Source organism: Rhizobium sp. BK251 (genome assembly GCF_004345245.1).
In the GTDB taxonomy this organism is placed as follows: domain Bacteria; phylum Pseudomonadota; class Alphaproteobacteria; order Rhizobiales; family Rhizobiaceae; genus Rhizobium.
Genome location: NZ_SLUQ01000009.1, coordinates 241,903 through 255,458, shown reverse-complemented (window position 1 = coordinate 255,458; position 13,556 = coordinate 241,903). Strand labels below are relative to the sequence as shown.

Below are 13,556 nucleotides of genomic sequence, written 5' to 3'. Positions count from 1 at the left end.
TTGACGGCTCCACTCGTCTCAAGGCTGTTCGCGCGTCCCTGGCGCTGCCTCGCGTTGGTCCGCATCCTCGAGGTCACTAGGGACTAGAAAGGTATCAGTGTGCTCCCGCGCGGCCTCGCGAATTGCGGCGAGGTTTGGAGTGTCATCGCCTTCGATCTCGCCGATCCCCTGGTCTATTTCATGCTCTGCCTGAAGCCAGTGCTCGTCGTGCTTGCCTTCGGGGCGACCGTCTCTTTCCCATATTGCGTGGGCACGTCTGCGCACCAGTTCGTGTCGGTTTGAGGTGTTATTGGTACTCTTAGCCATGTCTGTGCCTCCGTTGCAATATTCATGTAGTGCAAGTTGACTGCGGGACCATGTTGACATCGCGCACCTGGCGCTGCCTTCAAGGCCCGCTCCCCCGACTTTGCCATTTTCGGGGATTGCCTGGCGGATAAGCAGGCAAGATCGAAGCAGTGGCGATGATGCGTCGCACCCGATCAGGACTGGAGGAAACGCGCGATGGCGACCCCGACGCTTATCGTCACGATGCTTGCCAGCACGCTGGCGGTCGTGCTGCCTGCAACCTTTTCGGCGTAGGCGTTTCGCGCCACCGCGATTGCCGAGACCTCCGCGGCCGTTGGCAGGACGCCAAGCAGGAACGCCTGGGCAAGATTGGCTCCCCTCAGCCCAAGCGCGTAGCCGACGGCAAGAATGACACTCGGCTGGATCACGTTCTTGACCAGGACATTGAATATGATCTCACGATCCAGCCGCAGCGGGGCTTCCGATAGTATCAGCCCAAGGGCAAACAGGGCTGTCCCGCCAGCCGCCACGCCGATTTCCTTGGCTGAAGTTACGGCAAGCGGTGGCAGGCCGATCCCCGCGACGGCGAAAAGGGCGCCGGCGACAGGAAGAAGCAGGAGAGGCTGGCGCAAAGCCCTCGCCACTGCGCCCACAAAGCTTACCTTCTTCGCTTCATGCTTCGCGTTTCTCGCCATCACGACCAGGGCGATCGGCACGATGACAAGGGCGGCGACGAGATTGCCAGTTACGACCATAAGAAGTGCCGAATTTCCGACAGCGGCGACCAGAACCGGTGGGCCGCAGTAGGAAATGTTGGGAAACGAGCATGCCAGGGCCTGAACCGCGCGGTCGGTTTCGTTGTGTCGGAAAAGATGACGCGCGCCAAGCCAGCCGATCACGAAGGTCAGGCCAAATCCCGCCAGAAGCGCCAGGAAGGTCCGAATGTCGAAGATATCCCGCGGATTGGCCTTCGTCGCGGCGATGAACAGTGCGATCGGCAGCGCGAACAGCACCACGAACCTCGCAAGCGCCCGGCCGTATTCCGTTGGCATGACTTTCGTCTTGCCGGCCATCCATCCCAAGAGGATGCAGAAGCAGATTGGCATCAGCGCCTGCGCGATCGTTTGTGCCATGCCATTTGTCAACGGCATTCCTTTTCTACTTCGTATCGACATCGACGATCGCGCACACGCGCCGGTCATTGACCCGCAGCGCTTTTGAGCAAAGGAACAATGCGGCGGTATGCGAGCCATGTAGAGCGTGCCCGGCAGAAAGAAATAACAGATCACCTCACTCCTTCGGGACCATGAACCATGCCTCAAGTGGATATGAATTCCGGGCGGCGGATTGGGTGGCGCCGCGCAGGGAAGGCGGCGGGTCTGGCGTGCAGACATAAGAAGCCCCGGCACTGGCTGGGGGGCGAAGGCCGGGGCTAAACGGCCGACGATTTGGGAAGTCGACCGGTAAGACATGCTCAACGCATCAATGGGCGGAAGGTTCCAAAAATCCTCGACGGATCTTGGCTCATAATCCTAAGAAGCGCAGACCCCGGCTGCTAGGCCGCGATGAAGCGATATGCGCTATCCTTGCGCTCGGCATAGCCCACGCCGGGATATGTCCAGTGATAGCCGAGCATCTTGATCTTGCCGGCAGCGGCCTGCTCTAGCAGCGTCCGTCGGCTCTTTAGCGCAACCTCCGCATCCGTGTCGAAGCCGAAGTGCCAGTTCGGATGTTCGAAGAATATGATGTCGTTGGTGCAGGCGTCACCGGTAATCAGCAGGTTGCCATCTCCGGCCAGTTCCAGGGAGATGTGTCCGGGCGTGTGACCCGGCGTTCCGATGGCGCTTATGCCTGACACGATCTCATCACCCGGGATGACCAGCGTAAGCCTGTCCTTGACGGCGAAAAGGTCGCGCTGCGCGCCGCGCGCAAACTCATGGAGCGCGGCAGGCATGTGCGCCTCATAATTCTTGTCGGTCCAGAACTCCCATTCCACGCTGCTGACATAGTACTGCGCGTTCGGATAGAGGACCCTTCCCTCAGCTGTGGTGGTCGCTCCGGAATGGTCGGGATGCGCGTGGGTGAAGATCACCTTCGTTATGTCCGCAGGATCCACGCCCAAGGTCTTGAGATTCTCGACGAGCTTTCCGGCGCTCGCCTGGAAGTGCGTTCCAGACCCATCATCGACGAGGATCAGGTCGCTTCCCTGCCTGATGAGCGGGATATTCGCCTGCACGGGAGCGGCTTGGAGATCCCCGCCGAGCCGCTTTATGATGGTGGCTCTTTCATCCGGGGTCGCGTCGGGAAGCAGGACTTCAGCCGGAAGAGTGATGAAGCCATCGCTGACGACAGTGATATCGAACTGCCCGTGCGTAAACCGGTGAAACTCCGCCGCGTACACGCCGTGCGGCAGAAGAGAGGTCGCCGTCGCCGCAAGCGCCCCGGCGATGACCTCCCTCCGAGTGGCACAAACCTGAAATTTGCTCATTTTCAATCACCTCTTGCCGAAGCTGGAACCTGAAGAACATTCGCAGGAGAGAATGTAGCTCGTCCTTGTTTTCGGCAAGTCGTAGTTGCGTGGTGCCACCGCAACGCAGTTTGGAATCATCGACGGGGGAAACGCCATCCTCACCGCGATCGTGATTGTCCACGGACCGTCTCGCACCGAAGCGGCGGGCGGCGGTTTGATGATCGGCAACATCGAGCGGGAAACCGGTCGCTAGACGATCACCGTTGCCGTTGTATTCCTCGCTGTCATTCCACGGTCGGCGACCGTGGCACGATAACAACACATCGCTGCAGATTAGCATCTACTGAACAAACTGCAGCTTCCCGCCGGTCCCATCCCTTGGCCGTCACGGCCCGCGATGATAATTGGTAACTTAGAGGGACAAGAACGGGCAGGTACGAATGGATCGCAACCATGTCACGCGTCGCGCGCTCCTGCTCAGCGGGCTCGCAGTTATGGCTTCCGGATGCGTTTCCAGTGACGAAAGGTCTTTCGCGGATCCCGACCGCGATCCCCGCTATCGCAAACAGGAAGTCGCCTACTATGGACCTGAACGACCGGGAACCATCGTCGTCGATACGCGGGAACGTTTCCTCTATTACGTCGAGCCAGGCGGTCGTGCGACACGCTACGGCGTCGCGGTCGGGGAGGAGGGACTGACCTTCAGGGGCGAGGCAACGGTCGGGCGCAAGGCCGAATGGCCCTCATGGAAGCCGACCGAAGCCATGATGGAGCGCAAACCGAGACTGCTCCAATATGCGGACGGCGTTCCCGGTGGACCGCTTAATCCGTTGGGAGCTGCGGCCCTGTATCTGTACCAGGATGGGCGCGATACGATGTTCCGGCTCCATGGCACCAATGAACCCTGGTCGATCGGCCAAGCGGTGTCGAACGGCTGCGTGCGACTGACGAACTTGAATATCGTGGACCTCTATTCCCGAGCGCCGGTGGGAACGCGGGTGCTCGTTATTTAGTACTCGCCTGCCATCCAGAACAAAGGCCGGCCTGCACACCGGACGAGAAGGATACCGTCACGGATCGGCATCCTTCTCCTTCACCGACGGGACGTTACACTCGACGTCTCCTGAAGTGCCCGCCAACGCTTACGGGGCAATTGCGTCGAGTCATTCTTTGAGGGCGCTATACCGCAGCCCAAATGCATGCTCACCAGCCGTGCAAACAGCCATCGTATGGGAGGCCAGCCAACATGAAAGATGTCGTCGCGCTGGTAACGGGTGGAAGCCGCGGTATCGGCCGCGGGATTGCGCTGGCTCTGCTCGCCGAAGGAGCCACGGTACACGTTACCGGCAGGACGCGTTCCGAGGCAGAAGCACGCGTGCGGGGCAACCGCGCGGGATCGCTGGATGGGCTCGAGCTTGAGGCTGAGAAACTACCCGGACGAGTTGTCGTTCATCATTGTGACCATAGCAACGACGCCGAAACCGAGCGCGTGGCCGACGAGATTCGAGCCGGCAACAGGCTGGATATTCTGGTGAACAATGCATGGCCCGGCTATGAAAACATGGTTGAGGACGGCGAATTTACCTGGCCTCGGCCCTTCTGGGAGCAGCCCATCTGGCGGTGGGACGCAATGATCGACACTGCACTGAGGGCGGCTTTCATGATGTCGCGTGCAGTGGCACCGATGATGATCTCGGCGCAGAGCGGTCTGATCGTCAATATTTCATTCTGGGCCGCGCAACTCTACGAGGGGAACGCGATCTATGGTGTCGCCAAAGCCGCTGCCGACAAGATGGCCGCGGACTTCGCGCATGAACTGCTGCCACACAATGTAGCCGCCGTCGCGCTCTATCCCGGTCTGGTACGCACCGAAGCCGTCTTGCAGAACGCCGAATATTTCGACTTGTCCAACTCCGAATCCCCCAGCTTCATCGGCCACGTCATTGCCGGACTTTGGCGGGACCCTGCGCTGATGTCGAAATCGGGGCAGGTCCTGGTCGCAGCAGAGCTGGGTCGGGAATACGATATTGCTGATGTCGGCGGCTACAGACCTGTTCCTCTCACAGCGGCGGACTTCGCGAAGAGCTGAATTCACGTTAGCTGTTTTCAAAGACCCGGATAATTGGCTGATCTTTCGAATTGCGCCCCAAGGCCTCGGGATTGGTCATTTTCGCGGCTGTCGCCTCGGCGCTCTGCGGAGCCGAATGGTTGCCTTTGGCGGAGAGCGGACCAAAGCTTTCGTCAGCCTCTGACCCCTTGCAGATTATCCGCTAGCCGGCTGGAACAACTCGACGACATTGCCGGAAGGGTCAACCAGAAGAATCTGCACTCCTCCGGGTCCAGTGACCAGTTCATTGCGGAACAGAACGCCGGCAGCCCTGAGCCTTGCCAATTCGCTCGGCAGATCTTCCACGACGAGGTGTATGCGATTCCAGCCGCCTGGCCCCGGTCGCTCACCATCTGGCATCGGCCGTCCCGCCGAGCTCATCGGTCCACTGAGCAGGAGCCGCAACGCGCCGCGCCGCACATCCGCGAAGGCGGGAGCGTGGTTTGACAGAAGCGAGAAGCCAAGGTGGCCCGTATACCAGGCGATGGCGGCCTCCACGTCATCGACCATGTAGCGAACATTGACCGTCGTCTCCGGCATTCCTGTTCCTCCAAGAACAGCGCAGCCGTGACGCCGCCTGAGGGCACAGCAACGCAGCAAAAGGGCTAGGACTGGTCGGGCAACTTTACCACAACAGCGGGGTCAGCCCAATGAGCGTATCGGCCCAGCAAATCCCAGGTCGGCGGCTTCCGGCCGACTTTTGATGGGCAAGGCGGCTTTGCCCGCATTCTAATTTCCCTGAAGACGCAAAGTCGAGCCATTCCCGATACGTCCGCGCCGGAGTATTTCCCATGTAGGGGTCGATATTCAATCCGCAAACGGCCACAAGACGCGCATCTTCAAAAGCCCCGGCAAATATCTCCCGGTCCATCAAGGCGATTGGCTGCGGACTTCCACTCATTGACGAGTTGACTGCAGGGGCCCTGTCGACTAGCTATCCACCTGCAGCGGTGCAAGACACTCTGTCGTAGGCGTTACCGTCATCCAACGCGTCCTTTGTCGAGAAGGTCCCAGCAGGGAAATCTCGGGTGTAAAGGCGCGGTAACAATTCAAGTCACTCCCACAGCCAATCCTTCGACCGATCACTCAGGGTCGTCCAGGGCGTTGCGCCGGGTTGATGATGACGCCGTGGCCTTTCCTTAAAACGCTATGGAAAGGTTCCAACAATGCGAATGACTGACAACACCATCCTCATAACAGGCGGCACGAGCGGGATCGGGCGTGCGCTCGCCGAGGCGTTTCACGACCGGGGCAACCGCGTGATCGTAGCCGGACGCCGACATGATCTGCTGACCGACATCACGGATCGTCGCCCCGGCATCGTCGGCATGCATCTCGACCTGAATGATCCTCAAGCCTTGGAACGCACGGCACGTGATGTTCGCCAACGCTTCCCTGACCTGAACGTGTTGATCGCCAATACCGGGATATCGCGCGTCGAGGACATGACGTCCGCCGATTGGGATGGAACAACGGCCGAGAACATCGTGCAGACCAACGTCCTGGGAGTGCTGCGCGTCGTAGCTGCCTTCCTGCCGACGTTGAAGACGCAGCCGACTGCAGCCATCATGGCGACAAGCTCTGCACTCGCCTTCCTGCCACGGGCTGATTTCCCGACTTACTGCGCGAGCAAGGCCTTCCTGCATTCATGGCTGACGTCGCTGCGTCACCAGTTGCGCAACCTGCCGATCGAGATCCTCGAACTGTCTCCTCCCTACGTTCAAACCGAGCTGACCGGTGCCTCTCAGGCGGCGGACCCACGCGCAATGCCGCTTGCCACTTATGTCTCAGAGGTGATGGCGATGCTGGAACACGGCCGACACCCGCGGGGAGAGCTACTCCTCGAACGGGATCAAGCACGCCGTTGGGCTGAGCGGGATGGAAACTACGATAGCTTGTTCGCTGCGATGAACCCCGTCTGAAGACAAGGATACGCCGTGGCGGATGTCTTGGCAGAGTTGCAGCGTGGCTGCGTCGAGTGCCGACGATATGGACCGCGTGATCTCATGGGCCTTCTCCGTTAAAGGCCCATGGAGCGTATCAGCCTTACCGTTCACCGTGGTTCAGTCCGAGGGGTTGCCAGAGCACAGGCACATCCTTTACGTCGAGCGCGAAGGAGACATCCATGGGATCCCATGATCTTATCGTTAGCGCTTTTACCACGTTGCTCGTAACCGTCGATCCGCCGGGCCTTGCGCCGCTCTTCTTGGGAGTAACGCATGGCATGACGCGCCAGCAGCGCAAGCTGGTCGCAATTAGGGGCGTTCTGATCGCATTCTGCATTCTCACCCTGTTTGCCCTATTCGGGGCGACGATCCTCCAGACGCTTGGCATATCGATGGGTGCCTTTCGCATAGCGGGTGGCCTGATGCTGTTTGCGATCGCTTTTGAGATGATCTTCGAGTTGCGCCAGCATAGACGGTCGCGCAGCACCGACGCCGCCATTACCAAGGAACACCTGCACCACATTGCCGTATTCCCGATTGCCACCCCGCTCATCGCCGGCCCGGGCGCATTGTCCGCGACGGTGCTGATCGCAGGGACCATGGACGGAGTGGCCGGAAAACTGGAGTTGATCAGCGTCATTGCTGCGGTGATGGCACTCGTCGTGGTCGCCCTTTTTGTGGCGCAGAAGGTGGACAAGGTGCTCGGTGTCAGCGGTCGTGCACTGCTGACGCGTCTGCTCGGGGTTCTCCTTGCGGCGCTCTCGATCCAATTTATAGTTGACGGAATTCACGCTGCATTTGGGCTCAGGTGAGAAGGGCAGTGCGTTCGACGTCGGTTGTCGTGCGGGGCTCAACGGCCCTGTCTCGCCCAGCCTGACCTTAGAGTTCTGCTGCACCGACTTTCTAGCAAGCGGGTCGTAGACGCCGTGATAGCCTGCCTTCGGGCCACGCGGGGCTGTCGCACAACCGCGACCAGCAACCGAAACCAAACGGAGGCGTAGTGTTCGACTATGCATACGGCTTGATATCTTCCTGTCTGCATACTAGAACTTAAACCGCATTGATATGCAATGGCAAAGATATGCAGAAGCCTGCATAGGTAAGGGTGGTTGCGATGGCAGCACACACGCGGAAGTTCAAGCCTGGCTACGGCACACACAAGTTCGGCGATGACTACTGGCCCGGCGCACGGCCTGATCCAGACGAGATTGTCGATCGCTTACTGGACGGGACTTCCGTATCGGTGTTCGGCTTGAGGCGCATCGGCAAATCATCGCTGATCGCAGAGACCAGGGAGCGCCTGCGCGCATCCGGCAAAACCGTGCTTTGGATTGATCTGCAGAAGCACGACACGCTTGCCGGAACTCTTGCGGCTCTTCTGAAGGCCCTCGCAGAAAACAATGGGCCGGTCGCAAAGATCAGCAAATGGGCTGAAAGGACGGACTTTCTTCCCGCCAACATCAAGGCAAAAGTCACCTCAATCATCAAAAGCAAGATCGATTCAGTCGCCGACAGCGACATCGACGACTACGCCGAGGCACTGTTCGAGCAGATCGGTTCCGAGCTCGCAGCACTCGACAAGCAAACGCGCCCCATCATCATTTTCGATGAGCTGCCGCTTCTCTTCCTGAACGCGCTCAAGGCGGCTGATCCTGTTGACCAACCGAAGGTCGTCGCCCGTCTGAACAAATTCCTCGCGATCCTTCGCCATTGGCGATCGGACGATGTTGGCGTTGCCATGGCGCTGTGCGGCTCCTTTTCGATGCCGTGGCTGCGTCGCGAGTACGGGATCGATGACGAACACCTCAATGATTGCGACCCCGTCACGATCGAGGAAATGAAGGAAGAGGACGCGAGTAAGCTTATCGAAGCCTGCATTGCCGCACGCAGGCCGAAAGGTTGGCAAGACGGCTGTACCGACGCGCTGCTTGAACTCCTGCCCGCCTACTTTCCCGGCGTCATCCAACTCGCCTATAGCAAAATCAAATACGCCCCCGACGCATCTCTGTCAGCGTTGAAGGGAGATCTTCGCGACAAGATCGAAGATGCGCTCGAGGAGAAGTATTACAGCCAGTTCGACCGGCGTTTCTCACGCTATGACGAGCCCGAGCGGGAACGCGCCGCCCGGCTATTCAAGGAGATTGCCAAGGCCTCGGACGGCAAGATCGAATTCGACAAGGCCATCCAGATCCTGAGCGCACAAAGTCAGCAAGGCGACGACCAGACAGGTCGCGAGCTCCTGGATTTCCTGCAGTCTGACGGATTTGTAAGTTCTTCGCGATCACGCGGTGTCGCTTATGCGTCCGGTCTGGTTTCCGCCTGGCGGTCCGACTGATGCAGAGCGATATCGTCGAATTCCTGAAAACCTATCGCGATCTCTATAGCCTTTCCGATCCGGGTCAAAGCGCAATGGCGCCCCCAATGTTCCATCCTGACGCTGTCGAGCAGTTGGTGTCGGAGGCCCGCGACAATGCCGCTCGCCAAACCGGCCCGATGCAGCATATGGCTGTTGTCGGCAGGCCTGGCTCAGGCAAGACATTCCTGACGCACGCCCTTGAGAGCATGCTCGTAATGGCGACATTCCCCGGCAAGATCGTGAGGCTGCCGGAGTTCCATCCTCACATCCAGTCTCCAGAAGACTTCATCAACGAGGTCTACGCGCGGTTCGAAGGAGAGGCCGTCAAACCAGCCGCCAGCTGGGAGGAAATCACAGCGAAGCTCGACAAGGCGTTCACGGCCCGCAGCCGAAAGCAGCGGCTGTTGATCCTCATCGCGGAGGATTTTCCCGGCCTCCTTCGCCGCGCCTTTTCGAGCCACGGTGCGCAGGCCAAGCTTCGCAATTGGCTGGATCGCTCGGAAAGTCGGGTGATGCTGGTGACGACGTCGGATACCGGCGGCATTGACAGTGAGCCGGGCGATCCGCTGTTCGGGATATTCAATACCGTTTCCCTCGGCGGGATCGCCGTGACGGACGCGACGGCGCTGTTCGACGCGCGATTTGCGCAGGGACAGCAAATGGCGGAGGAGCGCCTGATGCGCTTTCTATTTCTGCTGACGGATCGCACCCCGAAGGCAGCAAACGTTCTTGCTCGCGCCTATACCCAGAACGGCAGACAGGGGTTGCCCTTCGTCATCACTGATTTCCAGCGATACTATGCAAGCGCCTACGAGTTCATTCTGGCCGACCTTGGTCAACGAGCTGCGAGCTGCATGCACGACATGATCGCCAATGGCGAACCCGTCTCGCAGTCCGATCTTGCACGCCGGCTTGGAGTTCAGCAGCAATCGCTGATCGCCCAGCCGTTTTCGGAAATGCGGCGCAAGCATCTTCTGAGAGAGGAGTCGGCGCCGAGCGGCCGCGCAAAGCTTGCGTCCTTTGCCGACCGGTTCTTCGTGAGCTTCTATCGCCAGACGGTTCTCGGCGCCAACGAGCGGCATGACATCATTCTTCTTCTAGGCGCCATACTTGAGGCGCCCGTGCCTGATGAGATCCGCGAGGCAGTCGATACAATCGCAAACGCAGTCGACAAAGATGGTCGTGCACCCGCCTTCAAACTATTCTCCGGCATCCGCGCCTCTCATGCGCAAAAAGATGGGGTCTTCTGGAGGGGTTTGGCCATAGAGCTCATCACAAGGATCGCTGCATGGGGCCCACTGTCCGACTTTGGTGAAAAGATTGCCGAGTATGATGCTCTGTCCGCGCGGATCGTCCTGACCTACGCGAATTGTCTTGGAAGAGACGATCCGAACCGGTGGGCAGCCAGCGACCCCGACTTACGGGCTCTCTTCGAGGCGCTCGGGCGCACAAGCGAAGCCCTGCAGCCATCCGCTGTATAGTGCCTGCGCCCCTGCGCCGGCAAACCTTCGCTGCGAGCGCGCGCGGTTGATCATGCCGAGCGGTCGTCTGCTCCAACGCGCGGCGACCCCTTGCTGCTCGTCAGTCTTGATAGGAACACGGAAAGAATAGGGGAATTGTTCGAGCGTTTATATCCGACCGCAAGGTCAATCGTTGGTGGCTCGCCCTTCAGCGGGCGGCTGGTGACGGACCAGGGCAGGAAATTCTCGGCATAGGCCGGCAGCAGCGCCACGCCTCGCGTCGAGGCGATCAGCGACATGGCCATGGTCAGGTTATGGACCCGGTGGGCGGGCTCTATGTTGAGGCCGCTGGCGGCAAGATAATCCTCGATCGCCTGCCGCATCGGCCCTGCGATGTTCGAGCCACCGATGAAGGTCTCCTTGGCGAGTTCGCGCACGTCGATCTCCTTCTGGCGGGCGAGCCGGTGATCGCTCGGCATCAGCACGACGAAATGCTCCGTTCCGACGGTGATGTAGTCGAGCTCGGGATGGTTGGGTTCATGCCGCAAGAAGGCGACGTCGAGGCGGCCGGACGATAGTCCCTCTGCCAGCTCCGGCGAATTCTCGCTCGATACCGTCATCTCGATGTTCCGGAGGTCCGCTCCGAGAAGCCGGGTCGTCTCGGCCAGCCAGTTGACCTCCTGGCCGCTCAGGAAGCCGACGGCAAAGACCGGCTTCAGCGGCCGCGCCGCGCGCCGCGCCCCTTCACGGCCGGCATCCACCTGCGCCAGCGCCAGGCGTGCATGGTCGAGGAAGACCTTGCCAGCCTCGGTCAGTTCCACGCCGCGCGCGCTCCGCACCAATAGGGAAACGCCGACCTCATGCTCCAGGTCGCGGATCTGCCGGCTGAGCGAAGGCTGTGCTGTATGCAGCCGGCGTTCGGCGGCAACCGTCAGGCTGCCCTCCTCGGCAACGGCAATGAAATAGCGCAGATGTCTCAGTTCCATGAGTCAACCCATACTTTTCAGGCATGGGCTCCAACCTACAAAGTCTTTTTCAAAGGCACAAGGGAGGCCTAAATCAATGCTCAACGGAAGCGGACATCTGGCTCGGGAAACGAAATCGAAGAGCGAGAAAGAAGTCCGGATGATTCCAGATAAACGTAACCTTGTCAAAGGATTAAGATCATGCCAGCACCTGTCGTTCTCATCACCGGCGCATTGACAGGCATCGGTCGCGCCGCCGCTCTCTCCATCGCCAATGGCGGTAGCCGCGTCGTTATTTCCGGCCGCAGCGAAGGGAAGGGTCATGCCCTGGTGGAAGAGCTTCGCGGGATGGGCGCCGAAGCCGAGTTCATCAAGGCCGACGTCCGCAGCGACGACGAGGTTCGTGCGCTCGTAGACGGTGTGGTGGCCCGTTTCGGCCGTCTCGACGCCGCCGTCAACAATGCCGGCACCGAAGGCCAGCCCGGCCCGGTGACCGAACAGAGCGCCGAAACCTATGCCGCGACCTTCGACACCAATGTGCTCGGCACCTTGCTCAGCATGAAGCACGAGCTGCGGGTCATGCTGGCCCAGGGTGCGGGCAGCGTCGTCAACATCTCCTCGAGCTACGGCCATGAGGGCGCCGCCGGTGCTTCGGTCTACGCCGCGAGCAAGCACGCCGTGGAAGGTCTGACAAAGTCGGCGGCGCTCGAAGCGGCCGGCTCCGGCGTGCGTGTCAACGCCGTCGCTCCTGGCCCGACCGAGACCGACATGCTCAACCGTTTCACCGGCAGTACCGAAGTCAAGGCGGCGCTCGCCGCCAGGGTGCCGCTTGGCCGCGTCGGCGAGCCGAGCGAGATCGCCGAGGCGATTGCCTTCCTTGCCTCCGGCAAGGCCTCCTTCATCACTGGCCAGATTGTCACCGCCGATGGCGGCAAGACGGCAGGCTGACCATCCGCGGCGAGCGGGCCCGACGGTCAGGCGCCCCTCGCACTTAAGGCATTCGAGGTTACCATCATGACATACACCCATGAAACCGCTCCGACCAAGTTCGTCGAGGCCAACGGCGTCCGCTTCGCCTATCGCCGCTTCGGCAAGGCCGGCGGCGTTCCCATCGTCTTCAACCAGCATTTTCAGGGCACGCTGGACCACTGGGATCCGGCCGTCACCGACGGCCTGGCCGCGACGCGAGAGGTGATCCTCTTCGACAATGCCGGTATCTCCTCCAGCTCGGGTGAAACCCCTGACAGCTTCCAGGCGATGGGCGCGAACGCGATTGCCTTCATCAGGGCGCTCGCCCTCGACCGGGTCGACGTGCTCGGGTTTTCGATCGGCGGCATGGTCGCCCAGGAGATCGTGCTGCAGGCCCCGGCGCTCGTGCGCAAGCTGATCCTGGTCGGCACAGGTCCGCGCGGCGCGGACATGTCCACGAGCCAGTCATCGGCGATCTTCTCCGGCACTTATGATCCGGCCGAACATCTATGGCTGAAGGTCCATTTCTCGCCCTCGGTGGCAAGCCAGGCGGCCGGCCTCGCCTTCCTCGAACGCAAGTTGCGCCGCAAGGATCGCGATCCGCTGGTCGGCGCGCAGACGGTCAATGCCCAGATCGCGGCGATCGGCAAGTACATGGCGTACCGGGAGGTCGAGGGACATCTCGACTACCTCAAGGACATCCGCCAGCCGACCCTCGTCGTGCAGGGCAGCAATGACGTAATCATTCCGACGGAGAACTCCTACGTGCTGCAGCAGACACTGCCGAACGCGCAACTGATCCTCTACCCGGACGCAAATCACGGCTCCTTCTACCAATATCCAGACCTGTTCGTCGCCGAGGCCAGCCTCTTCCTCGACCGCTGAGCGACGGCCCAGCACGGCAACTTCGACTGACATTCCGAAACCGGGTGCACCGCGGATCGCTTCCGCGATCCCTCGGCTGCACCCAAAATTCAACCCAGCATAAGGAAACTGAC

Annotated in this window: 13 protein-coding genes and 1 pseudogene; 9 read left to right on the top strand and 5 right to left on the bottom strand. The window is 60.5% G+C overall.

Annotated elements, in window-relative coordinates:
- Positions 1 to 18 precede the first annotated feature (18 nt).
- The 3 genes and pseudogenes from EV286_RS23950 to EV286_RS23940 form a co-directional block, all read right to left on the bottom strand.
- A pseudogene (locus tag EV286_RS23950) lies at positions 19 to 282 on the bottom strand (DUF2934 domain-containing protein); the annotation flags it as partial.
- Positions 283 to 479: 197 nt separating this feature from the next.
- On the bottom strand, positions 480 to 1,436 hold the full coding sequence (locus tag EV286_RS23945; protein WP_165932925.1) for an AEC family transporter: 957 nt from the start codon (positions 1,434 to 1,436) through the stop codon (positions 480 to 482).
- 404 nt (positions 1,437 to 1,840) lie between these two features.
- On the bottom strand, positions 1,841 to 2,773 hold the full coding sequence (locus tag EV286_RS23940; protein ID WP_132959681.1) for an MBL fold metallo-hydrolase: 933 nt from the start codon (positions 2,771 to 2,773) through the stop codon (positions 1,841 to 1,843).
- Positions 2,774 to 2,858: 85 nt separating this feature from the next.
- On the opposite strand from EV286_RS23940, the gene EV286_RS32105 reads away from it, so the two are divergent.
- From EV286_RS32105 to EV286_RS23930, 3 genes are all read left to right on the top strand, one after another.
- On the top strand, positions 2,859 to 3,008 hold the full coding sequence (locus EV286_RS32105) for a hypothetical protein (RefSeq protein ID WP_165932924.1): 150 nt from the start codon (positions 2,859 to 2,861) through the stop codon (positions 3,006 to 3,008).
- 187 nt (positions 3,009 to 3,195) lie between these two features.
- Complete coding sequence (locus EV286_RS23935) at positions 3,196 to 3,768, top strand: L,D-transpeptidase (protein ID WP_132959680.1); 573 nt, start codon at positions 3,196 to 3,198, stop codon at positions 3,766 to 3,768.
- Positions 3,769 to 4,001: 233 nt separating this feature from the next.
- Positions 4,002 to 4,844, top strand: coding sequence for an SDR family NAD(P)-dependent oxidoreductase (locus EV286_RS23930; protein WP_132959679.1), 843 nt, complete (start codon positions 4,002 to 4,004; stop codon positions 4,842 to 4,844).
- 174 nt (positions 4,845 to 5,018) lie between these two features.
- On the opposite strand, the gene EV286_RS23925 is transcribed toward EV286_RS23930, so the two are convergent.
- Positions 5,019 to 5,402, bottom strand: a complete 384-nt coding sequence (locus tag EV286_RS23925; protein WP_132959678.1) for a VOC family protein — start codon at positions 5,400 to 5,402, stop codon at positions 5,019 to 5,021.
- 626 nt (positions 5,403 to 6,028) lie between these two features.
- Between EV286_RS23925 and EV286_RS23920 the strand changes: the two genes are divergently transcribed.
- The 4 genes from EV286_RS23920 to EV286_RS23905 all read left to right on the top strand — a co-directional run bounded on the left by EV286_RS23920 (position 6,029) and on the right by EV286_RS23905 (position 10,645).
- Positions 6,029 to 6,784 carry an SDR family NAD(P)-dependent oxidoreductase gene (locus EV286_RS23920; protein ID WP_132959677.1) on the top strand — a complete coding sequence of 252 codons (756 nt, stop codon included), beginning with the start codon at positions 6,029 to 6,031 and terminating at the stop codon, positions 6,782 to 6,784.
- A gap of 203 nt (positions 6,785 to 6,987) precedes the next feature.
- A complete protein-coding gene (locus EV286_RS23915; protein WP_132959676.1) occupies positions 6,988 to 7,620 on the top strand; it encodes a MarC family protein in 633 nt (210 codons plus the stop codon).
- 302 nt (positions 7,621 to 7,922) lie between these two features.
- A complete protein-coding gene (locus EV286_RS23910; protein ID WP_132959675.1) occupies positions 7,923 to 9,143 on the top strand; it encodes an ATP-binding protein in 1,221 nt (406 codons plus the stop codon).
- The gene (locus EV286_RS23905) at positions 9,143 to 10,645 is read left to right on the top strand and encodes an ATP-binding protein (protein ID WP_132959674.1); all 1,503 of its coding nucleotides are present in this window, start codon (positions 9,143 to 9,145) and stop codon (positions 10,643 to 10,645) included. Before EV286_RS23910 ends, EV286_RS23905 begins: the two co-directional genes overlap by 1 nt.
- Before the next feature lie 50 nt (positions 10,646 to 10,695).
- Here the strand turns inward: EV286_RS23905 and EV286_RS23900 are convergent, their stop codons facing one another.
- A complete protein-coding gene (locus EV286_RS23900; protein ID WP_132959673.1) occupies positions 10,696 to 11,610 on the bottom strand; it encodes a LysR substrate-binding domain-containing protein in 915 nt (304 codons plus the stop codon).
- Positions 11,611 to 11,790: 180 nt separating this feature from the next.
- On the opposite strand from EV286_RS23900, the gene EV286_RS23895 reads away from it, so the two are divergent.
- Together EV286_RS23895 and EV286_RS23890 are read left to right on the top strand one after the other, a co-directional pair.
- Positions 11,791 to 12,537 (top strand): glucose 1-dehydrogenase, encoded by a 747-nt coding sequence (locus EV286_RS23895; protein ID WP_132959672.1) that lies wholly within the window; start codon positions 11,791 to 11,793, stop codon positions 12,535 to 12,537.
- A gap of 66 nt (positions 12,538 to 12,603) precedes the next feature.
- Positions 12,604 to 13,443: an alpha/beta hydrolase gene (locus EV286_RS23890; RefSeq protein ID WP_132959671.1), complete on the top strand. Its 840-nt coding sequence runs from the start codon at positions 12,604 to 12,606 to the stop codon at positions 13,441 to 13,443.
- The last annotated feature ends 113 nt before the right edge of the window (positions 13,444 to 13,556 follow it).

What these genes read in the sequence shown, in the direction of transcription:
- EV286_RS23890 (WP_132959671.1), top strand. Translation starts at nt 12,604, where the DNA reads ATGACATACACCCATGAAACCGCTCCGACCAAGTTCGTCGAGGCCAAC.
- EV286_RS23905 (WP_132959674.1), top strand. Translation starts at nt 9,143, where the DNA reads ATGCAGAGCGATATCGTCGAATTCCTGAAAACCTATCGCGATCTCTAT.
- EV286_RS23895 (WP_132959672.1), top strand. Translation starts at nt 11,791, where the DNA reads ATGCCAGCACCTGTCGTTCTCATCACCGGCGCATTGACAGGCATCGGT.
- EV286_RS23910 (WP_132959675.1), top strand. Translation starts at nt 7,923, where the DNA reads ATGGCAGCACACACGCGGAAGTTCAAGCCTGGCTACGGCACACACAAG.
- EV286_RS23930 (WP_132959679.1), top strand. Translation starts at nt 4,002, where the DNA reads ATGAAAGATGTCGTCGCGCTGGTAACGGGTGGAAGCCGCGGTATCGGC.
- EV286_RS23915 (WP_132959676.1), top strand. Translation starts at nt 6,988, where the DNA reads ATGGGATCCCATGATCTTATCGTTAGCGCTTTTACCACGTTGCTCGTA.
- EV286_RS23945 (WP_165932925.1), bottom strand. Translation starts at nt 1,436, where the DNA reads ATGCCGTTGACAAATGGCATGGCACAAACGATCGCGCAGGCGCTGATG.
- EV286_RS23920 (WP_132959677.1), top strand. Translation starts at nt 6,029, where the DNA reads ATGCGAATGACTGACAACACCATCCTCATAACAGGCGGCACGAGCGGG.
- EV286_RS23935 (WP_132959680.1), top strand. Translation starts at nt 3,196, where the DNA reads ATGGATCGCAACCATGTCACGCGTCGCGCGCTCCTGCTCAGCGGGCTC.
- EV286_RS23900 (WP_132959673.1), bottom strand. Translation starts at nt 11,610, where the DNA reads ATGGAACTGAGACATCTGCGCTATTTCATTGCCGTTGCCGAGGAGGGC.
- EV286_RS23940 (WP_132959681.1), bottom strand. Translation starts at nt 2,773, where the DNA reads ATGAGCAAATTTCAGGTTTGTGCCACTCGGAGGGAGGTCATCGCCGGG.
- EV286_RS23925 (WP_132959678.1), bottom strand. Translation starts at nt 5,402, where the DNA reads ATGCCGGAGACGACGGTCAATGTTCGCTACATGGTCGATGACGTGGAG.